The following is a 24,794-nucleotide window of genomic DNA, read 5'->3' as shown; positions in this document are numbered from 1 at the left end:
ACCTCTATTCACGCACGGTCCAAATATCCAACGCAGCCAGACGGATCGCCTCATGTTCATGCTTCCGGTACGCTCTCAAACGGTCGGTACACGCCTGGTTCCACAATAAGGCTGCCCCCGCAACCTGCATCAAAGAAAGACCGAAATATTGGGCCGCAAACGACTGCCGATCTCTCAAATGATCCACCAGATCCAGCATCGCCTCCGGGCTCCAATACGCCTTGCTGGCATTGGCTGCCTGAGCGATCTGTCTGTAAACGTGATCCAGCAGATACGGATGCGTGTCAACGACCTGAATCACAGGGTCCAAATGCAGGGCCGCCTGATCCGCCTCGCTCCATTCCACCATCGCCAAATATAACTTGATCACGGCGGGTTTCAGGGTTTCTTGGGATTTAAGAGCATCGATCAGGCCCGTATATAAAGGAATGAGCACCCGCCTTGCATTGAGAGGCAACGAGGTCAGCTTGTCGATCAACGCCGCCAGACGCTGCCGCTGAGGAAGGTCTCTCTCCGGCGCAGCATTCCATTCCGCCCTCGTCTCCATGCCGGCAAGCTGTGTGCAAACGCTGATGACCCGATCGTTTACCTTGCCGTCACGGCATGCCACCACGAGCGTATCCATCGCCGCCTTCCATCTGGCGTTGTCCTCCATATCAAGAATCGCTCTGCCGGTGCTAGCCGCCACCTTCTCCTCGCTTCCATTCACCCAATAGCTCATCGCCTGGAAAGCCTCTCTTGCCACCACAGCATCGGGATGTCCTGCGATCTCCGTAATCAATTGCAAATACCTTGGCCGAGCCTCCACCGGAAGTCCGCCAGGGTACTGGTTAAGCAGGCTTCTTGCGATATCACGCTGCGGCGAAGCAGCCATGGCACGCATCATGGACCAGCTGCGTTCATTATCAAGCCATTGTCTGGCAGCATGCCCGATGGCGATCATCACGTCTTTGTGCACATTCGGTTTTTCGTATTCACGGATGAGAAGCGCCATGCTCTCACTGCTTTTATGAGCCCCAAGGAGCCGGATGACCTCTTTTCTGACCGTGATCTTCAACTTCTCCCGGCTCAGCAGGTCCGACAGCGTCGACGTTAACATCATCGGGCTCACCCTGCGCATGCATCTGGGGATCGAGTACATGGCGACCCGGGCACGGTCTCCATCCAGGTTGCCCAGCAATACAGGAAGTGCCTTCTCCGGCTCTTCCTCTAACGAATAGGCGTGAAGCGCTGCCTCGACGACATGCACTTCTTGGTCCTGCAGCAGAACCTCGAATTGATTAGAGCGATAATCCGGCATAACGGCCAAGCTTCGCATCGCCGCTGCACGTTCATGGAAGCTTCGTTTGGCATCCAATGCCACCCGCTCCAAGAGGGAGGCTAATGCCTTTTGCTGACGCGGCAGCCACCGGTGAAACCCATTGTGGGCGGGCACGACATAAATCGTTTTTCCCGATAAATGCTTGCCTTGGATGATTTGCCCCGAGATGAACGGGTCCAGCCACTCCTGACGCTTCAGATGCAGATGCATGAATACGTCGTGGAATGAGATGAAGGATGGGTCTCTGTCCAGCAGTTCTCTAACTCTCTCATCCCGCGTTCTGTACGGTGCCAGCCAATAATGGACCGCCTGCGGCGATACCGTTTTGGAATCCAGCAGCTCTTCCAGCAGAAGCTGCAGCTTCGGCAATCGATCCACGGCTTTCCCGAACAAATTAGCCATTCGCAGGACCACACTCACGTTTTCGCGCTTGTTCGCTTCTACGCCAAAGGCGTAAATCTCATCGAACAACGCTTCCAGCGCAGAGCTTGGTATGCTCTCCCAATCCATCGAGAAGAGCGCCAACTGACCGTCACGCATCGTCAATCTTCCGAACGTTCTCAAAGCGAATTTGAACAGCTCGCTCTTCGGCTCCAGTGCATGTTCACGCAGCAGGGCAAAAGCCAGCTTCTCCGTGGCCGACCTTGTCCCGTACGAAGTGTCTCTCGCTTCCACCACGCTATCCACCAGCACAGTCAGATCATTCACATGCTCTTCCTTAAACATGGGAGCAGGACAGTTCGAGAGCTCGACCATCACTTGCCAGCGCACCGGATCCTGGTCGTTCTTGATCCGGGTCAGGAAGCGCAGCGTCTCATCCATTCCGCTTCGGGATAACGCCGTACTCCGAACGAGGTGGGCATAGGCCGCAGCACGCTCATCGCTATTTGACACCTGGACGGCCTGCACCAGCTTCTCCCTGGCATTCGCAATGAAACGACGCGCCGCCGTTTCGAGCATGCTATCCCGATGATCGCGAACATCGCGAAGCCCCAGCATGCGGGCAGCTTCCTTGTCGCGCAGCCGATGCGGCAGTACATCCAGCAGCGGCATAGGGAACATACGCGTCTTCCGCTCATCCTCCTTATAAGCGGCATCAAACATCGCTACACGGCAAGACGGGGCAAGGGTATCCAGCACCTTGGCAACATGCTCAGGCCGATCTGCAAGCAAAGTCGTCAGCGTGGTCCACTGCGCTGTGGTGAACCATCTTCTCTTCTTCAAAACTCCTGCCGGAATGCCTTGATTCAAAAGCTGTTCACGCGCATCCTCACGTGTCAGCAGCTCGAATACGTCCGCAGGGCTGGCCTGAATCAGTATGCCCAATTGCAACTTGAGTACAGGATGAATCATATCCGTCGGTCCAAGCTTCAAGGCACATTCCAACACGACTGCCGGCCTTGAAACACTCAGTACCTCAATCGCGGAAGAGAGCGTCCACCATACGCTGACCTTTTCCCGATGCGTTGCGTTCTGCAAAGCATTCTTGAAATACGCTGCAGCCAGATCGGGATAGCGCTTCGTTACAAGCCGCCAATGGCGTAGCGCATACCCCAGCTCAGGAAGCCTGCTGCGAACCGTCTCTCCGCTGCACGCGGCTAATAATAAAGAGGCTTCTTGCGCCCCCCAACGGTCAAGCACGAGCGGCAGCAGCCGTTCCGCCCAATCCTGGCGACGGGTATTTACGATGCTCCGCAGCAGTTGACGACGGCAATGATAGGACATCTGCACGATTTCGGATTCAACCGAAAAGTCCGGAGCTGTCACCACCTCCGGCAGTAATCTGGCCGCCCGTCCTCTGACCCCTGCCTTCGGATGCTTCAGGGCAAACAAAACCGCACGTGCATCATTTACTACACCCGCACCGGTCAATGCCAAATGCGCCTCATAGGCGGTGCCGCTTTCGAGCAAGGATATGAGCAGCGCGGAAAAATCCGCATCTCCTTTATACTGGCGCCCCAGAAGCGCCATCCGCTTCATCCTGTCCGAGTAACCCAGCAAATCCAGCTCCTTGAGCAGCTGCTCTTTGTTCAACAGATCATGGTTATATGTCAATATTTCCTCTCCCCTCATGCTCTTATGACCGATCCCCATTTATTCGTAACCGGTTTGCGCAAGCTCTCCTGGAAACATATAACTTCTCCATAAGCGAGGGCTTCTCCTGTTCGATGCGACAGTTCGGGCCTGCATAGCCTACGGAATCGGCCATTGCAGCCTAGTTAATGTATGGGGAAGCAGGTGCACAATCCATATTCATGATCTATATTTTCGGGACTTCTGCCCGTGAACGGGGAAACAGTAACTCGCTGCGTACAACAAGCCGCAAACAAAAAGAGATGCCTCCCGGCCCATTAAAGGTCCTTCGAGTCATCCCTTTTTAGCTCCATGATATTTATCCGAATTTAGTTATTCCAATACTGCTCGGCAATCTTTTGACCTTGATCGATTTTTGCCCATTGCTCGGCTTCGCTTAGCTCGTTACCGCCATCGCAGGATGCAAAGCCGCATTGATGCGAGAGCAGCAGACGATCCTTATCAATGATTTTGGATGCTTCGTCAAGCAGGCGGATGACGCGGGCTTCATCATCAAGCGTATTTGTCTTGGAAGACAGCAGGCCCAGAACGATCTCCGTTTCCGGCCGGTCCTTGAAAACCTCCAACGCTTCAATCGAACCCGCACGCTCATCATCCCACTCCAGGAAGAAGCGGTCATATTTCAATTGCTTCAGGAACAGGTTGGCGATTTTTGCGTAAGATCCCCCGCCCATGTTCCGGGAATCATAGTTCCCGCGGCAGTTGTGTGTCCACATTTTTAAGCCGAGGCTATGACCGTAGTCAATCAATGTATTGTTTAGTTCAATAAATTCGGTGGCCAGCCCCTGTACTTCCGCTTGGTTAATATGCTCCCCGGTAAACGGAGAGTTCGGGTTGTCGTCCGCAAACAGCTCCCATAAGCAATCATCGAATTGCAGGATTGTGCCGCCCGCCGCAGCGAATTCCGCCACGAATTCCTTATACGCGCTAACAAGGCCCTCTTTGAGCTCCTGTCTGTTCTGATAAACGGCATCCGTTCCGCCAATGTTATCCGACCAGGAGAGCTCGCCGAAAATATGGGAAGGAGACGGTACGCAAAGCTTCGTTTGGTGATCGCCTGCGAAATCCTGAAGCTGTTTGAACAGCTTGATGAAATGATGATTCGTTCCGCTCAGTTTGCCAGTAATACGCAATCCAATATCTTTGCGCGTTTCATATTTCGAGGTTCCGTCCACATCCCGGAAGAAGTAGCCATGGTCCGCGATATAACGCTGGACTCCGCCAAAGCCCCATACAAAATCCAGATGCCACATCGATTTGGAAAATTCGCCGTCCGTAATAACCGACAGGTTATGCTCGATTTCCTTCTTCACGACCTCTTTGATGGCCTCGGTCTCGCACTCGGCATACCCTTCAAAATTTTCATAAAACGGATACTGGATATCATCACGATGTTCAATTTGCTTTTTATATTTCAGCAGCTCTTCAGGACGCAACAAACTTCCTACGATCTGAAACTTATCAGTCATGTAAATAACCCCCCTCGTTGTATACGATGATCATATCACGACGAGCGGGGTTAGAAGGCATACCAAAAAATCATAACTAGCTATAGCTAGAAGCTATAGCAAAAAAGGTACGGAAAATGCATAGGAAGCCAACTTAAACAGTGAAGTTGCAGAATTAGATAAGGATATCCAAAATGATATGCTGTGTTTATTAAACTGTTTGTTTACAACGTACTGCGCCGCAGCTCATAAAAATACTGCACAGCGGGATGCTTTAGCTTCATCTTCTCGGCCATGTTCAATATGCGCTTTTTGCCGACTCGTCTGTCCACCAAAGCTAGAATATTCAATAAAATATCATTACTCTCCAAGCTTTCATCTATAGAAATCGATAAAAACGTAGTGGCTGCTGTGACAAAATTGGATTTGCTTAATGCGGCCTGTACCGACAAAAGCTCTTTTGCAAGCTCTGTTATTTTTCGGTTTCTTGCGATGACTTGCAGACGCTCCTCGGGAACGGTCCCCTTGGTTTCCTTGCGGATCGCTTCAATTTCCTCCTGGCTGATAGGGATTTGGAGATCCGGATCATTCTTTATTTCCTGCTCTGTCTGGTACCAGCGGATGGAACCCGTGGTCTCACTCATATTGAGCACGTTCTTCTTATCTACGGCAAGATAACAGATTCCGGGTTTGCCTGGCAGGTAACGATAACTGGTTGCCCGGTATTCGACCCTTCCATGTAACGCAGGAGAGAGAAAGCTCTCCAGTTGTTGCTTCAATTTGCTCCAGGACATGGTTCCTCCTAATTGAAAAGATTACCCTTGGGTGAAGGTCAATCATACCATGATTATGGTCATATTTAATCTTAGCACTGAACCAAAATAAAAAGAAATAGGACTCCCCAGGCAAGGGTAACGACCTATTTCTGAACCTTGTACAGCCTGCCGCCCTTAAAAGCGGCTGTTGTCAGGAGTGAGGATATTACCAGCATCCTCACTCCACTTTATTATATACTAGCGTACGATGAACGAGTCTATAAATCTATAATAGCGTTTCCGTACTAAGCGTAAAGCCTTCAATGACGGCATCTTCATCGACCTCAATCAGGATGCAGCGTCTCCCTTGGTAATTCACCTGCTTCACATATCGTAAATCCTGCGGGCTGATCGAAATCGTGGCTACCTTGGTATCGATCTTAATCGATTTCGACGAAAATTTCGGCATCACGCTGCTGGCCTTCAGTTCATAATTCGTATCGTCGACAACCGTTTGAAACGCTTGTTCTACTTTTTCCGGCGTCACGTTCTCTACGCCGCTTACGGTCAGCACGCGTTCCACATCTTTATAATCCAGCTTCGGAGGCTCTTCCTCCTCCTGGTGGCTTTCAATGACATGGTTGATCTCCTCATACACCTGCGCGAGGGTAGCCGAGTCCAGCTGTTCGCCAGCCACTTCCTTCACGATTTCTTCGAAGATGCCCCTCTCCTCCATTGCGGTCATGGACCTCTCAGCATTCAGGACTTGTTCGATGAAATCCTGATCCGGAAAATTGGATTTTCCCGTACAATACAGAACGCGGTTCACATCCGAGTAATTGTCCGTCACGCTGGGGTAGAAGAACCCTTGCTCCGGCGAACTCAATTTGATAACCGGGTCCACCATGACATTGTACTTGAATTCCTTCTCCACATAATCGAACAAGAGCGTCTTCCGCTGCTTCTCCGTGGAATTCACGCTGCATAGAATGAACGGGTGCCCGAACACCTCATCCTTCTCGCTCTCCTCAGCCTCCTCATTCCGGGCCTTGGTCGGCCGGTAATATTGCCCGCGAACGAAGGTGATCACCGTATCTCGCTCATACTTGGTATCCGCCATCATTTTATCCACCAGCATCAGCATCAGGTCCTGCCATTCTTCCGGATCTCCTGTCGACAAGCCTTGATGAAGCATCACCCGCGTAGGTTCCCCTGCCTCCTCCTGAAACTTCAATTCAAACAGCTTATGATCCAGCTCACCGGTCAGCAGCTTCTTGAAATTGCCCATATGCAGTTCCTGCTTCTCTCGATCCAGCAGACCAAACGGCAGCCGCTCCCAGTGATAGATTTCGTTCGTTTCCTTCATAATGTACACGTTGAGAATGTCCTCAATATTCAGCAAATCATTATCCATCTTAAACTGCTTGCGTATATGTGCGACTTCTTTCTTATTCATAGCTCGGCAGACAACTCCTAGAAAGTAAATTGGCTCTACCAGTATAAACGAATTAAAAACCCTTCGCCAGAAGGGAAGGGTTTTATAACCATGACGCCTGTTCAGTCAGAGCCAACCATCTGTGAAGCTATCGCCCAACGACAACTTAATTCTACTTGCCAAAATCCTGCTCTCGAACGGTCCACTTTTCCCTATTTCGTCACAAACTTCTCCATTTGAACCCGGTCGATCATTCGAACGCCGTATACCCCTCCGGCCAATTTCCCATTTGCCGATGCGAACTTGACTTCGACACTCCGTTTTCCTTCCGTCAGGCGGATGGGGATTTCATAAGTCACATTAAAGAGATGTTCCCCCTGCGTCCCCTCCAGCCTCTGCCGTGCAATCACATGGTCATCTATCCAAATTTCAAAATCCCGCTCCATCAGCCTTCCGTCAACATGAGCTGCTCCTTCGCGGCTGAAGTAGGTCACCTGCAACAACATCGGTTGATCAGGCAGAACCGACATTTGATAGCTAAAATATCCGCTGCCTATCGCATCTCGGTAGCCGCATTGAGCGTAAACGGAATAGCCTGACCTCGATTGCTCGGACTTCATATGGTGATCAACCTCGGATTGCTGTTGATAAGGATGGACGACATCCACCGTAATGGCCTTCAGCCGTTCCCTCTCAGCCCGCTCGCTATTCTCATAGTTCTTGAATTCCTCTTCAGTCAGTAGATTCCAATAAATCGTATATCGCTGATGGTGCAGGGCGTAGAAAGGGATCAGTCTCACCCGCGAATTGCCGGGTTGCCCGACAGGCTCCGTGACGAACGTCAATGCCTCCCCGTCAACAGGCTTAATCCATTGCCGGATATCCGGCTCATCTGAGACCCATATCGGAACCTCAATTAATGGATGCTGATGCAGCTTCGTATGATTGTCCACGATATCACTGTCAGGAAACGCCTCCGTGCCCAGCGCACCCGCAAGTACGATTGGGCCATACAGGATGCCTACCTTTTTCGCATCATCTTTGGCATGGTACAAGCGAAGCTCCATTGGTAAGGTTACTTCAATCGTATCCCCAGCATTCCACTCCCGCTCGATATTGAGATATCCGGGCTCCGCATCAGCATAGATCTCACTCCCGTTCACCACGGCCGTTACCGCTCCGGCGGTCCATTGCGGAATACGGATACAAAGTTTGAAATGAGCAGCCTTCGCCTCTTCTATAATGAGTCTAGTTCGCGATTGTTTCGGAAACTCTGTTTCCTGTCGGATGACGACCTGGTGATCGTCGAAGGTTGCTTTGGAGGCGATGAACAGATTCACGTAAATCGCATTCGACGTGGCATGATAGATTTCATGCGTATAACGAGCCGGATTCTCCATACCGGTGCCTGTACAGCACCAGAACGAATGTTCAGCAGTTCCATATACTTTGAAATGGCCCGGCTCCGTGGATACGAAATACATTTTCATGCCGGTATCCGGATCCTGTGATGCAAGAATATGATTATATAAGGCCCGTTCGTAGAAATCCATGTATTCCGCATCTTGCGACCAGCTGAACAAGTGGCCTGTAAGCTTCAACATATTGTAGGTATTACAGGTTTCAGCGGTCTCAACACCAAGCTTCTCCTGGTTCGCAGCCCTGAAGTGCTCGAAGATGCTGTTGCCTCCGATGATGTAGGAGCGGTTGCGCGTAACCTCTTTCCAGAAAAATTCTGCGGCCTTCCGATAGAAATCGTCGCCTGTGATCTCATATAGCTTGGCAGCGCCGATGACTTTCGGAATTTGCGTATTGGCGTGCTTTCCTTCAAGTTCATCCACACCGCGGGCCAGTGGTTCAAGGATTGCCCGGTGACAGAACCGGATCGCAAGCTCTAGGTATGCGTGGTTATTCGTCAGGCGATACAGATCAGCCATAGCGTCATTCATTCCGCCATGCTCGCAGATTAACATGCGTTGGAATTGCTCGTCCGTCAGTCGATCCGTTCCCTTTTTGGCCCAGTCCGCAAGTCGGATCACGACCTCAAGCGCCTGCTCGATTCCAGTCAATCGGTAAGCATCGATCAGCCCTGCAAAAATTTTGTGCAGACTGTACCAAGGCACCCATGATCCGGCAAGGCTGAAGTTATGAACTTCAAAGTCGCCGGTAAATACGATATCGAAGCAATCGCGGGGAAATCCGCTCACATAACCATCCTGATCATGCGACTGCACATAAGCTAATTCGTTAACTGCATAGACCAGCTTCTTAAGCAAATCCTCGTCGCTCGTTGCATCAATCATGGCTGCGGCTGCGGACAGCCAGTGCCCGATGGAATGTCCTGCAATCGGTGTCTCTTCCCATCCGCCGTATCGCGGTTTTTTCGGCTCTAATGAGGCCGCCTCGTAACAAGGGGCCATTAATCGATCGACATCCAGATGAAGTAAATATCCTTTTCCCGTTTCTTGCGATTCTTTAAAAATACCTTCCAACAGTTCGGTCTTTGGCATTGTATCATCTCCCCACAAGTCCACCAATTTAACACTCATACATTCCAGTTTACCTTCTGCATGCGAGATGAACGATGAAAGAACCCAACCATTTTTTTATAAAATTTCACACAAAGCCATGGATCGTTAGCCGTAACATTAACACCCATTACAGAAAACTCAACTTCAGTGCTGGTATTCCATTTATAAAAAAACAGTCCCTTCTACGTCATATAGAAGGAACTGCTGAGCTTAATGATCTTTGCCATAATTCAAACCTAAACGATAAGCTTGGTCCAACAGCATGTCGTAATGAGCAGGCCCGGATTCCAGAGTCTCATATAAGAATTCAACCTTGGAATTGGAAATACCGCAATAACCTGCGATTCCCACATTCAGCAGATGCGTAATCATCTCACCGTAGCTGCGCTTGTTCATCTGTTCTTCCGAAGCGCCTGCCAAGCCAATCCACAAGGCATGCTGGTGATGAAGGTTGTTCGCACCGTATGCAAACCCATTGTTCCATACACGGTCAATATACCCCTTTAGCATTGCCGGCAGATGCCACCACCAAACGGGGAAAATCAATGCCAACGCATCATGCTCCTTCAGCCGCCTTATTTCCTTTTCCACTTCAGGGGAAAAGGTCTGTACCGAAGCGGACCAATCGGGTTCATCTGCGCCTGTCAGGACAGGATCAAAACCAATCCCGTGCAAATCCAATATCTCATAGTCATGGCCAGCCTCGGCAAGACCTTGTACGAAACGATCGGCAACCTTAAAGGTCAAGGAATCTTTTCTCGGGTGGGAAACAACGGTTAGTACTCTCATGCTTATATCTTCACTACCTTTCTTCAGCAGCTGATTTGTAGCCATGACCCATGGCTGCTGTTATTATAAACAGTAGGAAAATGATCCGGAAGTACGCACTTTGATGTGCTATAGGAAGATACATGTGCCATAGGAACACGGAAGTTCCCTAGGGGAATCCCTTGAATCTTGGCCTGAGCAATGGATAAACGGGATTGGAGGACCAGAGATGACGGAACCGGTAAACAACAGCGCTCGAAAAAAATATCAAGTCGGTGTGGAAGCGGCTTTAGAGGTCATGGGAGGAAAATGGAAGCCTTTAATCATCTACCATCTAATGACAGGGCGGAAACGTACGTCTGAGCTTCGCCGGTTAATGCCCGGCATTACCCAAAAAATGCTGACCACCCAGCTCAGAGGCCTGGAAAAGGATGAGATCGTGACACGGAAGGTATATAACGAGGTTCCGCCTAAAGTGGAGTATGAGCTAACGCCTTACGGCTGGGGATTAAAGCCCGCGCTGGACCTGTTATGCTATTGGGGAGAGGATCACCTGGATAAGATGTACGGAGACAAATCCAAGGTTTTGGAGGAATTCCAAGGCTGCCGTACGGAGGAGAAATAAGCCTTTAAGTGTACTCTCCGAGCCATGAAAAACTGGGACTGCTTGATACTTGATACGTAACGAAAACATAACCTGCCGGTTTAAGAGCAGGTTTTTTTCACAACAACCTTTGTAGACGATTCTCTTGACCTATACCCGGTTGCAACTTTTATTGAAATGGATCCGTCTACTCTATGTGCTGTGCTTTCCTCAAGGCATCATCATGTAACGGCCTCTGATAGGAAATTGGCAAGACGGCTGCCGCACTTCGTATTAACTGCCCCCGTAAATACCCGGGTGGCGGTTAGCTCACGAAGCCTTCATAGCCTGAGTCTTTCACTTTGATGTATCATTCGTCAATATATGAAGCTTGTTCATAAAATTTCCATAGGCTTCGACTTGTGGATCGTGTAACATGAACAAGGGTATAAAATTACGTATTTTTGACGGCTTGGATGGTGGATACGGAAAAATTATGATGTATACGGATTGGTTTTACTGGCTGTTCGTGCTCGTGGCTGTCGTCACGTACCACCTCGTGCCGCAACGTGTCAGACCTTGGGTGCTGTTTGCCTCAGGTGTCGCTTTTTACTACAATTTTGCAGGTGCTTACCTGTTCCTGTTGCTTGCGGAAGTTGTCATCGCGATTATTGTCGTGAAATCTGCAGCGAAATGGGGCAGGCGATGGATTTATCCCGTAGGAATCCTTACCGCCATTCTGGTCCTTGGCTATTTCAAGTACACGAATATGATGCTGGATACGTTACATAATCTATTCGGTTTTATTCATCAGCCCTTCTTGCCTAAGGCAGAGCAGATTGTGCTCCCGCTCGGCATTTCCTACTTTACGTTCGAGCTGATTCATTACTTGGTTGAACGCAAACGAGGAACGCTGCCGGGGCATCGGCCGGAGGGTCTGTTGTCGTTCATTTTCTTCTTCCCGACGATGGTGGCTGGCCCCATAAAGCAATTTCAGACGTTTCATTCACAGCTAACAGCGAGATTTCACGTGGACCACTTGCTGACCGGCGTCATACGGATCGGGATCGGCCTTTTCAAAAAGCTCGTCCTCGCCGGATCGATTGATATCCTGGCGCAGCCTGTCTATTCGGCGTCCGGCATCGCCGGGACAGATACCGGAGGACTCTGGATTTCGCTGATCGCCTATACGTTCGTCATCTATTTTGACTTTTCCGGCTATTCGGACATTGCCATCGGGACCGCACGCTTGTTCGGCATCGTCCTCCCGGAGAACTTCCGCTTCCCTTATCTGGCCCGCAGCATCGCCGAGTTCTGGAACCGCTGGCATATCTCGCTCGGTTCATGGCTGACCCGCTATGTATACTTTCCCCTCGGGGGAAGCCGCGTCTCTGCTCCCCGGGTTTACTTCAACCTGATGGCTACGATGACCGTCTCGGGTCTATGGCACGGAGCCGCCTGGAATTTCGTGGTCTGGGGCATGTTCCACGGCGTGATGCTGTGCATGCACCGCTTTTATGTAAAGAAGCTGAAGCCTGCTTTAAAGCCCGTTCCGAAATGGCTGAAGCCGGCAACCGTCACGGTCGCGATATTGTTTACATTCTTCGGGGTGACGATCAGCCGCGTATTTTTCATATTGCCGATCGCAGACGGATGGGATTTAATGCTCCGGCTGCTTGGCATGCGATAAGTTGTCGATACTCGAATATGAATATGGATGGAAATGGAAGTGTAAGCTGTCTTGCCTAAATTCATTCTGAATAAAACCGTATTTGTCATGATGATCTCCTTTGCCTTGATCGGATTGCTCGGATTGAGCATTCGGGCGAATCAAGCGGTCGAAGAAATGAGACAAGAAGTCGTGACATACGCGGAGAAAGAGCTGCGCGTTCCGACCTATGATGCCATTGTCTATACGCCGTTATGGGTCGAATATTTGAAGAAGCATCTGGATGACGGCACCAGGGTGATCGGTATGTTCGGACCCTCCACGCTCTTCGGCACGACCGTAAGAAAAGGGGAGAACACCTCGGCCGGCGTCCTTCAGGCTCATTTGAAGGACAGCCGTGTGATCAACCTCGGAATTTCCGGAGGAAGATTTACGGAGACCTATGCCCTGCTCGCCTCCATGATCGATAAGGTTGATTATGTTGTGTTTGAGATCAACTATGGGATCGTCGTCGTGTCGGATAACGAGCCGTACGTTGTTGTCTACCCGACGCTGGTGGAGAAGCTGGGACAGCCCATCCCGCGCAGCTGGCTGGCTGATTTCCCGGACAAAAACCGCGAGTCGCTTCCGAGCAATGCCCACAATTGGGTGACGTCCCGCCTCCTGAATCAATGGACCCTCTATCATGACCGCGACGCGATCAGCTACCGTCTGTTCAAGACCCGTACGCCGATGGAGAAAATCCGCCAGGAGGTTCAAAAGAACGAAAATGAAAGAAAAGGGATCGAAGAAAGCTATACGCCGATGTATACCGCTTATGACAACATGAATGACGCTCAGCAGGAAGGCATCGACCAGCACTACGAAGAGCTCTATCGCTGGAATAAGCCTTTCGATCCAGATCACAGCTTCGGGTTATTCATGATCGAACAAACGCTTGATCTGCTGGAGGAGCATCAGAAGCAAGCCGTATTCTATTCCGCTCCGCTCGATAAAGAGCATATCGCTGACAAGAAGCTGTTCCATTGGAGCGAGTATACGGAAGCGATGGGCGCCTATCAGAAGCTGGTAGAATCAAGAGGCTACCCCTTTATCGAATTTAATCAAGAACCGATCAACACCATTCCGCATGAATATTATCGCGACCCGGCTCATCTGATCGACCAAGGGAGTCACCGGTTTGGCGAAATCTTGTATACGAGGATGAACAATTATGGAATTGCAGCCCCATAACGCATCGGCGGAAGCGAAAGCCCGCAGCCTTACGGATCGTGTCGTACGGGCGCTGATCATGGTCGGCCTGGCGCTCGGCGGAGCCGTCGTCCTGATCGCCGTCGTGCTTGGTATTATCTTCTTTTCCGGAGAAACGCAGGAATTTATTTATATGAACTTCTAATATCTGATGCGTAACAGGATGTTGCAAAATCCTCGCATAAAAAACGGCGTGCAAATGACTGACTTTCAGTCCTGCATGCCGTTTTGCAATTTCGCCCGCCGCGGTGTCCGAACGGACTTTTCGCTCTGAGGCTCGTCCACCCCGGACGGTTTAACATCTTACATATTTGCGTTTGAAACCAAGCTGATTTTTGTCAATCGCCTTCTGAATGCTTTCGGAGGCGTTAACGATGCTGCTCTTTTTGTTATCCCGTTTAATTTCAACCGGGCCTACGGCCTTAGCAGTCTCGACTGCCTTATCGTGGAGCGGCAGATAGGATACCCCAACGGTGTACATAAAGTTATTCATCGAGGCTTTCGTGCGTTCGGGAGATTCGTGAATCGTCTGTTCCACCCTCTCCAGCATGCTCGCGAGTTTGCTTTCGTCAAACTGGGCGTCCGGCCGGCTGCCCAAAAGCCAGCAATAACAGCTCCATCCTGCTGACATTCGCAGCTCATCGCCGCTTGCGATCCATTGATCGGCAACCTCTTGCGCAATATCGGCTTCCGCCAGGGTGACCGCAACCACGTAATCGGACAGCATATAGAAATACGCCCCCTCGATCCAGCGCTCAAAATCCGCCGCGGTCATCGCTTTCGGATCGGCAATGATGCCGGCAAAGTACATGGCGTCGTAATTTCCTGTAGCGTAAAGCTCCTCGGCCAAAGGCTGATTGATCTTGATTTGCTTGGCCATGGGCTTCATCGCGCCTGTCGCCACGCCGAACAGCGGTTCGCGCGCTCCATTGGACATGTACATTTTCTTGAGCCGTTCCTTGCCGAGCGCTTCAAGCTCCTGCATCACCGTTTCAAAATTCATCGTGGGACCTCCCGTCTTTATTTTAGTTGTATTTAATTACCATTATTTTCGCAAAATTCGATTGCCTTACACATTCATTCCCCGCTTGACTTCCTCAATCACGGCTTGCACGCCTTCATGAATCTGCTCCGGGCGGGCGCGGGAGATGCTGATTCGCAAAAACTTCTCCCTCTGCCGATAGTCCGTCAGGTAAAACAGCTTCCCGCTCAACACGAGCACGCCCCGTTTCTGCAGTCGTTCCACCACCCGCTCCAGATTGACCGTCTGCGGCATTTTGAACTGCGTATATATGCCTGATCGGACTTCCGCCACTTCGAGCAGTCCCGGTTCGTTATACCTGTTCACCGCATCGTGTAAGGTCCTCATCCTCGATTCATACTGCCGATGGATCTTATCCCGGTGCCTATCATACATACCGTTCTTCATGTAGATATCAAGCGCAGCCTGAGAGAGCAGTGCAGCACCGTTTAGCTGGTTAGCCTTGTGAAAGCTGGCTGCAAGCGACTCAGGCAGCACCACGGCGCCGATCCGCAGTCCCGGAAAAATGATTTTCGAGAAGCTTTTCAAATACACCACATACCCGCTCCGGTCATACGCAAAAATCGGGTCAAACCCGCGCCGATCACCCAAATCCGCCATGTAGTCGTCTTCGATCACATACACGTCGTGCTTGCCGGCCAGACGGGCAATCGCCTGCTTCTCCCGAGCGTTATATGAGGTGCCAAGCGGGTTATGATGCCTTGACATCGTGTAGAAGCATTTAATATCGCCGCTGCGGAATATCTCCTCCAGCTGCTGCAGATCGATGCCGTCCGCGGTGCGGGCGATGGTCTTCACCGGCAACCCTTCCGCCTCAAGAAAATCCAAATACTTATTATAACTCGGCTGCTCCACCAGGATGGCCGGCTTGCCGCTCGGGAACGGCATCTCCGCTAACGTGTGAAGCGCCTGCTGGATGCCTGAGGTTACCACAATCTGCCCGGCCTTGGCAAACACCTGGTCCGCAGCCAGGTGCTTCACGAGCGTTTCGCGCAAAGCCCCCAGACCTTCCGGATCCCCATAGGTAAACAAATGGTATTTGTACGTGTCGATTGCCTTGTTCAAGCAATGTTGGAAATCCCGGTAAGGAAACACATTCAAATCGGGCGAAGAAGAGGCAAAATCAATGATCCCGTGATTCATATCAGTTTCTCTCTCTTCATCCTGCACCACATAATAACCGCTCTGCGGAATCGAGTAGATGAAGTGGCGTTTCTCCAGCTCCGCATAGGCCCGGATTACCGTGCTGACGCTGCAGCCGTATGCTTCGGCCGCTTGACGTACGGATGGCAGCTTCTGTCCCGGTCGCAGCTCGCCAGCAGCATGCTTTTGTTCGATATCCGCCAGGATCACCGAATATTTGTTCATGATTTGCCTCGCCCCCTAAGCCCTCGAATCGGCCCGAAGTTCCTCTCATACCCTACTATACCGAAAAAAGAACTCCCACACCACAACAGCCGGGCGTAACTGTACCGATACAGTTATGGATTTTTCGCATTGTGGCATGATCCGGAATCCCGTACGATTTCAATTGCAAGCTTCATCAACCAGTAGCTAATAGGAGGTTTTATCCATGTCATCCATGCGATCCAACAAGTCGCGACGAGATCGCGCCTTTGCGTATTTAGCAGTTCTCATCTACGCATCCATCATCGGGTTATCTTTTATGTATACGAAAGTCGCTCTGGCGTACGCAAGCGCCATCGACACCTTGGCGCTTCGCTTCACCTTGTCCTTCGCGGCAATTGTGATTCTGGTTGCTACAGGCGTATTTCGCCTTTCGCTCAAGGGCAAGCCATGGCCGAGGCTGCTTCTGTTGGCTTTGATGTATCCGCTGGGGTTCTTCACCTTGCAGGCGTTCGGTCTGAAGCATGCATCCTCTGCCGAAGGCGGCATCATTTTTGCCGTCACGCCGATCCTAACCGCCATGCTCGCGGGATTTTTTCTGAAGGAGTCCACGACGCTGCGGCAAAAGCTCTCCATTCTGCTGTCCGTATTCGGGGTGGTGCTGATCTTTGTCATGCAAGGCGGCTCAAGCATGGATCTTACGAATGCGGCCGGAATGCTGCTGCTGTTCCTCTCTTGTCTCGTATCCGCAGGGTATACCGTACTATCGCGCTTCCTGCTGCGTACGTTCACGCCGCCCGAAGTGACCAGCTTTATGATGACGATCGGGTGCGTGACCTTTTGGCTGGCGTCGCTGTTGGATCATGCGGCCAACGGAACGATGAATCAAATCTTCACACCGCTGGCCAATCCGGATTTTATCTGGGCTATCTTGTATCTCGGCATTCTGGCATCGCTGGTAACGGCCTTCTCGTCCAGCTATGCGCTCTCCAAGCTCGAGGCTTCGAAGATCAGCGTATTTTCCAATCTGTCCACCGTCATCTCCATCGCAGCCGGAGCGTTTTTACTCGGAGAGGCCGTGACCGTCTATCATCTTATCGGTTCGGTACTCATTGTCGCGGGCGTCATTGGAACGAATGTGAGACCAAAGCCCAAAGCGGCAGCAGTGCTCCGGGATACGGAACGAAGCATGCCGAAGGATAATGTTGTTTGACCCATACTTAAATAAAGGGAGTGTATCGAAAATGAACGTAAACCTCGATAGCAAGCAGGATTTTTTGACCGTAGCAAAAGAAAGGCATGCCGTAAAGCGTTATGACCGCACTTATCGGATGAGCGAAGACGAAATCAAAGAACTGCTCCGAATCGCTTCGCAAGCACCTTCCGCCTGGAATCTGCAGCATTGGCATTTCCTCGTCGTGACGGATCAAGCGAGCAAGGACATCCTCCTTGGTATTGCGAACGGACAACAGCAGGTCGCCGAAGCATCGGCGACCGTGGCGATCCTCGGAGATTTGCAAGCCGACCGGAATGCGGAGAGCATATTCGAAGCGGATGTGCAGGCAGGTCGGTTATCTCCGGAGATAAAGGCAAATCTGATCCTGCAAATCCAGGGAGCCTATACGAACAAACCTACCTGGGCGCGGGATCAGGCCTTCTCCAATGCCTCGCTTGCCGCCATGCAGCTGATGCTTGCCGCAAAAGCGATGGGACTGGACTCTTGTCCGATGAGCGGCTTTAATCCGGACAAACTGATCGAGGCCTTCGCGATTCCTGACCGGTACGTGCCGGTCATGCTCGTTGCCATCGGCAAGGCAGCAGAGCCGGCTCGGCCTTCCGTAAGACTGCCGGTCGAAGAGAAGATTCATTGGAATGGGTTCGGATTCCAGGTGTAGTATGCCAGAGCAGAAAAGCCAAGCTTCTCAGTACAGCTGGGAGGTTGGCTTTTTCTTATGGAATGTATTTTTATAACATTGACTCGATCTCATCTTATCGTTTATAGTACCTACGTGCTTCAATGCAAAAAAGCCAAAAAGCACAAAAGTGAAAAAGCAAAAAAAGAGCGGATGGGGATCCATGTCTTCAAGCCGCTAACCTCATGTATAAGGAGCTCCAGCATCATGGAACGACAGCTTGGTTTTGTACAAAGCATCATTCTTATCGCTTTCATTCTAGCATTTCTGTTTGTTTCGATCTTTATATTCAAGGCGGAGCCTCATATCCCGCTTCTGGGCGCAACGATCGGCACTGCCGCCATATTACGCTTATACGGATTCTCCTGGAAGAAGCTTGAATCCTCTATCATACAAGGCATACAATCCGCGATTATGCCGATCTTGATCCTTTCGCTTATTGGCATATTAATTGCCGTGTGGATGATGAGCGGAACCGTGCCGACCATACTGTATTACGGCTTGGATTATATCGAACCGCATTATTTTGCAGTTAGCGCCTTATATGTCACCATCATGGTATCGATGTTCACCGGCAGCTCGTTCACCACGGTCAGCACGGTCGGCGTCGCCTTGATGGGGATCGCCATGACGACGGGAATTTCGCTTCCTCTGGCAGCGGGGGCCATCGTCTCGGGTGCCTGTTTCGGGGATAAAATGTCTCCGCTGTCCGATACGACGAATTTTGCGCCTGCCGTGGCCGGCATCTCTTTGTTCACCCATATTCGTAATATGATGTATACCACGGTACCTGCGTTAATCATCACAACGATATTATTTCTTCTGATCCCGACGACCGGGTCTATGGATTTGAGCTCTATTCAGCCCATCAAGGAGTCGCTGCAAGACGGGTTTCATCTTCACTGGTTAACGCTGCTGTCACCCCTTGCGGTCATTGTATGCTCGGCAAAGCGTATACCGATCCTTCCCACATTAATAGCAGGCATCGTTACCGGACTGTTGATAACGGCATTCGTTCAACAGCAAACCACGATAAGCAGCTGGTTTAGCGTGATGCAGGGCGGTTACAAGAGTAGCATCGTGAATGAGACTGTAGCTCAGATCGTGAATCGTGGCGGCCTGCAATCGATGATGGGGTCGGTGTCCCTGATCCTGATCGCCTTATCATTAGGCGGCTTGCTGCAGCACTGCGGAGTCATCGAAGCCTTGTTCCGTAAATGGATTGAGCCGCTGAAACGGCGCAGCAGCATTGTTCTTATGACGGGCGCATCATCGATCGCCGTTAACGGCATGACAGGGGAGCAGTATTTATCCATCCTGCTGCCGGGCCAAATGTTTAAGGATGAGTATACCCGCAGACAAATACCGGCCAAAACCCTGTCACGAACCTTGGAGGATTGCGGAACCCTCGTCAACCCTCTGATTCCATGGGGCGTCAGCGGAGCTTTCTTCGCTGCCACCCTTGGCGTTCCGGTACTAGAATATACCCCGTTCGCTGCATTCTTATGGTTAAGTCCGATATTCACGTTCGCCTTTGCCTTGATTCCGCAATTACAACGAAACTCGCTGGGAGAAAGTAAGTGATATCAAGCTTCAACTCTGGTCTTGTACCCTATCAATTAGGATACAAGGCCTTTTTTATTATGAGCTATGCGGGTATAGTTCCCTTCCATATTCGCAGGATTCCGAGTATGGCTCACTGGATAAGCGCTGCGTGCTCAAACGGCTTTGATTCATTTCCGATGGGAGTGAAGATTAATTTGTTGACATTGTCTGAGCAGTACTGTCACATCTCCTTTCGTGTCATCGCGATGGCGTCGGCGAGGGTGCCCTGCTCTTTCCAACGTGCAATGTCTTCGGAAGCCCCGACCCGCACTCGACGTGCGACATAAATAAAAGCCGTATCGAGATTACTTGAAAGAATGCGCCAATCATTTGGAAGACCCTAGAATCGAACAAGCCTCCTCTACGCCAATTGACTTAGCCCTTTATTTCTGTAGAAATAAAGGGCTAAGTCACATCAATCTAAAGTTAAAAAGTCATAAAGCTCAGGTTGTGCGGCTAAAAACGACCCAAAGTGATCATAGTCTTGCATCCGCCTCAGTTTCGCGTTCGGGATGATAGATGCTAGGTAATCCGCATAGCGAATCGGGACAACATGATCGTCTTCGCTATGCCAGAACGCAACGGGCACGCGTATTTTTTGCAGTGGGATGTTCCATGGTTGACCAAAAATCACATAATCATCTACCATTCCTTCCACCTGCCGAGTTGCTTCGATACCGGATTGCTTAAGAACGGGAACCAGGTCGTCCGAAATTAATTTTCGATCCAATTCTGGAAGGTTATCGATATAATATTCCGTGAAGCGGTCTGGGTTAGCATTGACCATATTTGCTAACTTAGTTATATATGCTCGGGTGAATTCAGGACCCTGAAGGCAAACCTTTTCTTCCGTAAAGAGACAGAGCCCCTCTTGACCAAGGATATCGATAGGACCCATTCCACAAATAACGGCAGTTTTCCGAACGCGTGTTGGCATTCTATACGTACAGGCAAGAGCAAAAGGCGCCCCCCCGGAAATCCCGACAATAGAAAACCGCTTAACACCAATTTCGTCAGCCAAAGCTTCAAAATCCCGGCACCAATCATCCAGTGTTCTTCCCGCTTTTGCATCCGATAACCCGTACCCAGGTCGTTCTGGCACGAAAATTCGCAACGGAACTGGGCCTTCTTGTGCGATAGATTCCAGCCGGGCAGCGTAGATTTGGTAGCGTGCTCCGGGCGTTCCATGGAATACAAAGACCGCTTCACCATCAATTTGACCATACTCTGCACATCCAAGTTTTCTGCCATCATTCAACATCACGGTATAATCCCTCATATGCTCAGCCTCCATGCTCATTCATAAATTTAGAAACCGCGTGCTTCCTCACCATCACTGCCCGTTAGCTTAAGGACAGTGGTCAGGGAATATATCTGGTTGCTGGGGCGAATGCTGCCGACTCCATAACCGGGCATACAGGCCATTCGACGAAAGCAATTCATCATGGCGGCCCTGCTCCACGATCTGCCCATGATCCATTACAACAATCCGGTCGGCATGCAGCACGGTCTTTAGCCGGTGAGCAACGACGATGACGGTTCGGCCTCGAACAAGACGATCGATTGCTTTTTGAATCTCGGCTTCGTTCTCGGGATCGAGAGAAGCCGTTGCTTCATCGAGGAGAATGATCGGCGCATTTTTCAGCATCGCCCTGGCAATGGAAATCCGCTGTTTTTCACCTCCCGACAATGTGCTTCCTCCCTCACCTACCATCGTGTCGTAACCTTGTGGCAGCTTCAGGATAAAATCGTGACAACAAGCAAGCCGCGCTGCTTCCTCGATTTCCTCACGCGTTGCGTCCTTTCGGCCGAACCGGATATTGCCTGCGATCGTATCCTGAAATAGGTATACATCTTGAAACACCATCGATACTTTGTGAAGCAATGCTTCCGGGTCCATAGCACGAATGTCCTCCCCGCCCATCATCACCGTTCCCTTATCCGGGTCGTAAAAACGGGCAATGAGCCGAAGAATCGTACTTTTGCCGCTGCCCGAAGGGCCGACCAATGCGGTAAAGGAACCAGCCGGCATGCTTAGGCTCACGTCCCGGAGAACCTGCTGATCCATGTAGCCAAACGTAACTTGCTTCAATTCGACATCATGATTTGCAGGGGGCTGCCGCTCTCCTTGCATGACGGGCTCCCGCAAAAGCTGCACGATGCGTCCGCCCGCCTGCTCGAGATAGCGAAGCTCCGCATAACCGGCGAGCGCTGTCATCAACGGATCGAAGATTCGGGTTCCGATGATCAGGAACGCTACGAATGTGATGACATCCAGGCTTCCGCCGAGCAGCAGATGAACACCAGCCATGACCATCAGGGTTAGACCGCCACGAATACAGGCAATCGCGCTCAGTACAATGGGCCCCACGATCCCTTCGAGGCGGATGCTCTGCCGCATCAATTCCCTGAATGAGCTTTCAAGCCGGACAAAACGTTCTCCTGTCAAGTTATAGGCTTTGATCACCCGGATACCGTTCAAGTATTCTTGCAGCCGGCCTCCGGCATCGATCTTGGCCCGCATATGCTGCGAGCCGAGTTTGCGCTGGATGCCGGACGTCAAGAACACCAGCAGGATGGCCAAAGGCATCGCCGCGAACAGGGAAAGCGCGAGGCGCCAGTCGAGGAAAGACAGGCCGATCAAGGCCAGAACCGGCATGACGGCGGCCCCGATCATCTGCGGAACCAAATGGGAGATGCCGTGCTCCAACATCGCAAAATCGCCCGTTATCATATTGGCCAGATCACCCGGATCCCGCTTGTTCAGGTATCCCAGAGACAGCTTGCGCAAATGCTCGGCCAGCCGAGACCGTCCGTCCGCCGCCGCACCATATGCGTCGCGGTATTGGGCACGATAAGCAGGAATTTCGCAGACAAACAAGAGAACGAGCGAAGCCGCCAGCCCACCGCACACCCACCAGAGTCGTGCCGTATCCAGCGGGATATCGGGATGGACAAACGGGTTAAAGATCAATCTCGCCGCTTCCACCAACAGCGCAAAAGGAATGATCCCCGCCAGGTTGGCAATCGTCGTGTAAAAAACAGGTTTGACGAGCGAGCGCGGATTATCCGCCGTAATGTTGCGCAGCATGTTCATGTTCAGCGTCCACCTCCCCTTTGCCCATATGCCAAGCTGCCGCTTGACGATAGGAATTCCACATGCGTCCGTACAGGCCGCCCGCCGAGAGGAGCGCTTCATGCCTTCCCCGCTCGACGATTCTCCCGCTGTCCATGACGAGAATTTGTTCTGCATCCCGAATGGTGGACAGGCGATGCGCGATGACGATGACCGTCTTGTTTTTCATCAACGTTTTCAACGCCAGCTGCATCTCATGCTCGTTCTCCGGGTCGGCAAACGCCGTCGCTTCATCAAGCACAAGGATGGGGGCGTTTTTCAGGATCGCTCTAGCCACGGCGATCCGCTGTTCCTCCCCGCCGGACAAATAAACGCCTCCTTCTCCAATCAGCGTGTCATACCCAAGCGGAAGGTCCTCGATGAATGCATGGCACTGCGCCGCCTTCGCTGCGGCGTACACATCTTCCGGCGGCGCGTCCGGCCGTCCGATCGCGATATTATTGTACACGGTATCGTAAAACAAAAAGGATTCCTGAAACACGAATGCAACGGTGTTCATCAGATCAGGGGTCGCTATTTCGCGGATATCCACATCGCCGATGCGAATCGATCCCGTGTTCACATTCCAGAAACGAGGCACCAGGTTGGCGATGGTTGATTTGCCCGCTCCTGACGGACCGACGAGCGCCGTCACTTCCCCTTGGCGGGCGGTAAAGGAAATGTCCGCAAGCGCATCGGTATCCGCATGCTCCGATCCATACGAAAAAAAGACGCGATCGAATGTAACATCGAATGAAGTCGGCCGTCTCGGATGCTCGGGCTCCGGCACATGCGGCTCCGCCAATATGCGATCGATGCGCTCCACGCCCTCGTTAATATCCCTGATCGTTTCGGCCAGGAACATGATTTTAAACATCGGGGCGGATATGCCCGGTGCCATGACCAGGAAAAACAACAGAACAGAGGCGAAAGCGACGCTGCCCGGATCGCGGCTTAACAAAAACACGCCGACAGGCAGAATCAACGCGGCTAACGAGCCAAGAATCACCTTGAAAATTAAAGATCCGTATTGAAACTGATCCGTTAATTTCACGCCATAGTCGCGGTAACGAATCATGTCCTGGTGAAACTGGCGAAAAGATTGTACGGTTTGTCCGAACACCTTGACGGCAGGCATCCCCCGCACATATTGGACGGCAGAAGCATTCATCCGTTCCAGTGAATCATAGCACCGCTTGAGGTTTTCTTTCGTCTCCGACCCGCTTATGAGCGCGATCTGAACCGCGAAACCGAGAACAATCGGCACGATGCAAGCAATCGCCAGCCAAACATTCAGCGTGAACATCACGGCAATCATCAGAAGCGTGGTCACGGCAACATGTACGAGATCAGGTAACTGGTGAGCAATGAACGTCTCCACTTTCTCTACGCTTTGTTCCAGCGTTTTCTTGACGGCTCCCGTCGATTTGCCGGTCAGCCATCCGAGCGGAAGCTTGCCGATATGGCCGGAAAGCTTGATCCTGAGACCGTAAAGAATACGGAAAGCGGCGATATGCGAAGCCATTCCCCCTGCGTACATCGTAATCAAGCCGACTGCGAAGCCGAGCAAAGCGATAACGCCAAAGCGGATCATCTTCGCTCCGTCAGCCAAAGCCGGGGACGCCGCGTGCTCCAACAACTCTTTCAAAATGAAATAGACGGAAGCGTAAGGCACCAGCATACAAATGGCACTAAGCGAAGATAACAGGCCGGAGACGATCATCAGTCCGCGCTTCTCTCCGGCGATTTCCAGCAGTCTGGCTATCCCCTTTTTATTTGTCATAGCTCTCCCTCGACCTTTCGAGTTTTATTGTATTTAAACAAACTCCATAATCCTTAGCGTACAGTCGAATCGATTCCTTCTCTACCAGTAGACGGAGTATTTTCGCGGTCACAGGGAGCCATCGGTCCAAAACA

Annotated in this window: 18 protein-coding genes; 7 read left to right on the top strand and 11 right to left on the bottom strand. The window is 51.2% G+C overall.

What is annotated here, in order from left to right; genetic code table 11:
- Nucleotides 1-4 precede the first annotated feature (4 nt).
- The 6 genes from NST08_RS04890 to NST08_RS04865 all read right to left on the bottom strand — a co-directional run bounded on the left by NST08_RS04890 (nt 5) and on the right by NST08_RS04865 (nt 10,373).
- A complete protein-coding gene (locus tag NST08_RS04890) occupies nt 5-3,376 on the bottom strand; it encodes a HEAT repeat domain-containing protein (protein ID WP_341034349.1) in 3,372 nt (1,123 codons plus the stop codon).
- Nucleotides 3,377-3,723: 347 nt separating this feature from the next.
- Nucleotides 3,724-4,884, bottom strand: coding sequence for a cobalamin-independent methionine synthase II family protein (locus NST08_RS04885; protein WP_341341502.1), 1,161 nt, complete (start codon nt 4,882-4,884; stop codon nt 3,724-3,726).
- A gap of 203 nt (nt 4,885-5,087) precedes the next feature.
- On the bottom strand, nt 5,088-5,657 hold the full coding sequence (locus tag NST08_RS04880; RefSeq protein ID WP_210095641.1) for an SF0329 family protein: 570 nt from the start codon (nt 5,655-5,657) through the stop codon (nt 5,088-5,090).
- A 247-nt stretch (nt 5,658-5,904) separates the two neighbouring features.
- Entirely contained in the window at nt 5,905-7,074 is a 1,170-nt protein-coding gene (locus NST08_RS04875) for a DUF4317 domain-containing protein (RefSeq protein ID WP_007131049.1), read from the bottom strand.
- Nucleotides 7,075-7,265: 191 nt separating this feature from the next.
- Nucleotides 7,266-9,563, bottom strand: a complete 2,298-nt coding sequence (locus NST08_RS04870) for a beta-L-arabinofuranosidase domain-containing protein (RefSeq protein ID WP_341341501.1) — start codon at nt 9,561-9,563, stop codon at nt 7,266-7,268.
- Nucleotides 9,564-9,794: 231 nt separating this feature from the next.
- Nucleotides 9,795-10,373: an NAD(P)H oxidoreductase gene (locus NST08_RS04865; RefSeq protein ID WP_341342611.1), complete on the bottom strand. Its 579-nt coding sequence runs from the start codon at nt 10,371-10,373 to the stop codon at nt 9,795-9,797.
- Between the two features lie 208 nt (nt 10,374-10,581).
- On the opposite strand from NST08_RS04865, the gene NST08_RS04860 reads away from it, so the two are divergent.
- The 4 genes from NST08_RS04860 (at nt 10,582) to NST08_RS04845 (ending at nt 14,000) form a co-directional block, all read left to right on the top strand.
- Nucleotides 10,582-10,977 carry a winged helix-turn-helix transcriptional regulator gene (locus tag NST08_RS04860; RefSeq protein WP_210095637.1) on the top strand — a complete coding sequence of 132 codons (396 nt, stop codon included), beginning with the start codon at nt 10,582-10,584 and terminating at the stop codon, nt 10,975-10,977.
- A 394-nt stretch (nt 10,978-11,371) separates the two neighbouring features.
- The gene (locus tag NST08_RS04855; protein ID WP_341341500.1) at nt 11,372-12,625 is read left to right on the top strand and encodes an MBOAT family O-acyltransferase; all 1,254 of its coding nucleotides are present in this window, start codon (nt 11,372-11,374) and stop codon (nt 12,623-12,625) included.
- 51 nt (nt 12,626-12,676) lie between these two features.
- Nucleotides 12,677-13,837, top strand: a complete 1,161-nt coding sequence (locus NST08_RS04850) for a hypothetical protein (protein WP_251536485.1) — start codon at nt 12,677-12,679, stop codon at nt 13,835-13,837.
- The gene (locus tag NST08_RS04845; protein ID WP_028404457.1) at nt 13,818-14,000 is read left to right on the top strand and encodes a hypothetical protein; all 183 of its coding nucleotides are present in this window, start codon (nt 13,818-13,820) and stop codon (nt 13,998-14,000) included. Before NST08_RS04850 ends, NST08_RS04845 begins: the two co-directional genes overlap by 20 nt.
- Before the next feature lie 150 nt (nt 14,001-14,150).
- On the opposite strand, the gene NST08_RS04840 is transcribed toward NST08_RS04845, so the two are convergent.
- Together NST08_RS04840 and NST08_RS04835 are read right to left on the bottom strand one after the other, a co-directional pair.
- Nucleotides 14,151-14,858, bottom strand: coding sequence for a DNA alkylation repair protein (locus NST08_RS04840; RefSeq protein ID WP_251536483.1), 708 nt, complete (start codon nt 14,856-14,858; stop codon nt 14,151-14,153).
- A 66-nt stretch (nt 14,859-14,924) separates the two neighbouring features.
- Nucleotides 14,925-16,265: an aminotransferase-like domain-containing protein gene (locus NST08_RS04835; RefSeq protein ID WP_341341499.1), complete on the bottom strand. Its 1,341-nt coding sequence runs from the start codon at nt 16,263-16,265 to the stop codon at nt 14,925-14,927.
- 205 nt (nt 16,266-16,470) lie between these two features.
- Here NST08_RS04835 and NST08_RS04830 point away from each other — a divergent pair, with 205 nt between their 5' ends.
- The 3 genes from NST08_RS04830 (at nt 16,471) to nhaC (ending at nt 19,741) form a co-directional block, all read left to right on the top strand.
- Nucleotides 16,471-17,457 carry a DMT family transporter gene (locus NST08_RS04830; protein WP_341341498.1) on the top strand — a complete coding sequence of 329 codons (987 nt, stop codon included), beginning with the start codon at nt 16,471-16,473 and terminating at the stop codon, nt 17,455-17,457.
- Nucleotides 17,458-17,488: 31 nt separating this feature from the next.
- Nucleotides 17,489-18,139 (top strand): nitroreductase family protein, encoded by a 651-nt coding sequence (locus tag NST08_RS04825; protein WP_341034353.1) that lies wholly within the window; start codon nt 17,489-17,491, stop codon nt 18,137-18,139.
- Between the two features lie 225 nt (nt 18,140-18,364).
- Nucleotides 18,365-19,741, top strand: coding sequence for a Na+/H+ antiporter NhaC (nhaC, locus tag NST08_RS04820; RefSeq protein ID WP_341341497.1), 1,377 nt, complete (start codon nt 18,365-18,367; stop codon nt 19,739-19,741).
- Nucleotides 19,742-20,177: 436 nt separating this feature from the next.
- Here the strand turns inward: nhaC and NST08_RS04815 are convergent, their stop codons facing one another.
- The 3 genes from NST08_RS04815 to NST08_RS04805 all read right to left on the bottom strand — a co-directional run bounded on the left by NST08_RS04815 (nt 20,178) and on the right by NST08_RS04805 (nt 24,660).
- Nucleotides 20,178-21,041, bottom strand: a complete 864-nt coding sequence (locus tag NST08_RS04815; protein ID WP_251536472.1) for an alpha/beta fold hydrolase — start codon at nt 21,039-21,041, stop codon at nt 20,178-20,180.
- Nucleotides 21,042-21,110: 69 nt separating this feature from the next.
- On the bottom strand, nt 21,111-22,859 hold the full coding sequence (locus NST08_RS04810; RefSeq protein WP_341341496.1) for an ABC transporter ATP-binding protein: 1,749 nt from the start codon (nt 22,857-22,859) through the stop codon (nt 21,111-21,113).
- A complete protein-coding gene (locus NST08_RS04805; RefSeq protein ID WP_341341495.1) occupies nt 22,828-24,660 on the bottom strand; it encodes an ABC transporter ATP-binding protein in 1,833 nt (610 codons plus the stop codon). The genes NST08_RS04810 and NST08_RS04805 overlap by 32 nt, the downstream gene beginning before the upstream one ends.
- Nucleotides 24,661-24,794: the final 134 nt, after the last annotated feature.

Origin of the sequence: Paenibacillus sp. FSL K6-1566 (assembly GCF_038050475.1) — a bacterium.
Classification (GTDB): Bacteria; Bacillota; Bacilli; order Paenibacillales; family Paenibacillaceae; genus Paenibacillus_AQ; species Paenibacillus_AQ lactis.
The sequence above is the reverse complement of the archived record's forward strand: the minus strand, read 5'-3'. Positions and strand labels throughout refer to the sequence as shown.

Bases quoted from the DNA above. Each gene is read 5' to 3' on its own strand.
- NST08_RS04885 (WP_341341502.1), bottom strand. From the start codon at position 4,884: ATGACTGATAAGTTTCAGATCGTAGGAAGTTTGTTGCGTCCTGAAGAG.
- NST08_RS04880 (WP_210095641.1), bottom strand. From the start codon at position 5,657: ATGTCCTGGAGCAAATTGAAGCAACAACTGGAGAGCTTTCTCTCTCCT.
- NST08_RS04875 (WP_007131049.1), bottom strand. From the start codon at position 7,074: ATGAATAAGAAAGAAGTCGCACATATACGCAAGCAGTTTAAGATGGAT.
- NST08_RS04870 (WP_341341501.1), bottom strand. From the start codon at position 9,563: ATGCCAAAGACCGAACTGTTGGAAGGTATTTTTAAAGAATCGCAAGAA.
- NST08_RS04865 (WP_341342611.1), bottom strand. From the start codon at position 10,373: ATGAGAGTACTAACCGTTGTTTCCCACCCGAGAAAAGATTCCTTGACC.
- NST08_RS04860 (WP_210095637.1), top strand. From the start codon at position 10,582: ATGACGGAACCGGTAAACAACAGCGCTCGAAAAAAATATCAAGTCGGT.
- NST08_RS04855 (WP_341341500.1), top strand. From the start codon at position 11,372: ATGAACAAGGGTATAAAATTACGTATTTTTGACGGCTTGGATGGTGGA.
- NST08_RS04845 (WP_028404457.1), top strand. From the start codon at position 13,818: ATGGAATTGCAGCCCCATAACGCATCGGCGGAAGCGAAAGCCCGCAGC.
- NST08_RS04840 (WP_251536483.1), bottom strand. From the start codon at position 14,858: ATGAATTTTGAAACGGTGATGCAGGAGCTTGAAGCGCTCGGCAAGGAA.
- NST08_RS04835 (WP_341341499.1), bottom strand. From the start codon at position 16,265: ATGAACAAATATTCGGTGATCCTGGCGGATATCGAACAAAAGCATGCT.
- NST08_RS04830 (WP_341341498.1), top strand. From the start codon at position 16,471: ATGTCATCCATGCGATCCAACAAGTCGCGACGAGATCGCGCCTTTGCG.
- NST08_RS04825 (WP_341034353.1), top strand. From the start codon at position 17,489: ATGAACGTAAACCTCGATAGCAAGCAGGATTTTTTGACCGTAGCAAAA.
- nhaC (WP_341341497.1), top strand. From the start codon at position 18,365: ATGGAACGACAGCTTGGTTTTGTACAAAGCATCATTCTTATCGCTTTC.
- NST08_RS04815 (WP_251536472.1), bottom strand. From the start codon at position 21,041: ATGAGGGATTATACCGTGATGTTGAATGATGGCAGAAAACTTGGATGT.
- NST08_RS04810 (WP_341341496.1), bottom strand. From the start codon at position 22,859: ATGAACATGCTGCGCAACATTACGGCGGATAATCCGCGCTCGCTCGTC.
- NST08_RS04805 (WP_341341495.1), bottom strand. From the start codon at position 24,660: ATGACAAATAAAAAGGGGATAGCCAGACTGCTGGAAATCGCCGGAGAG.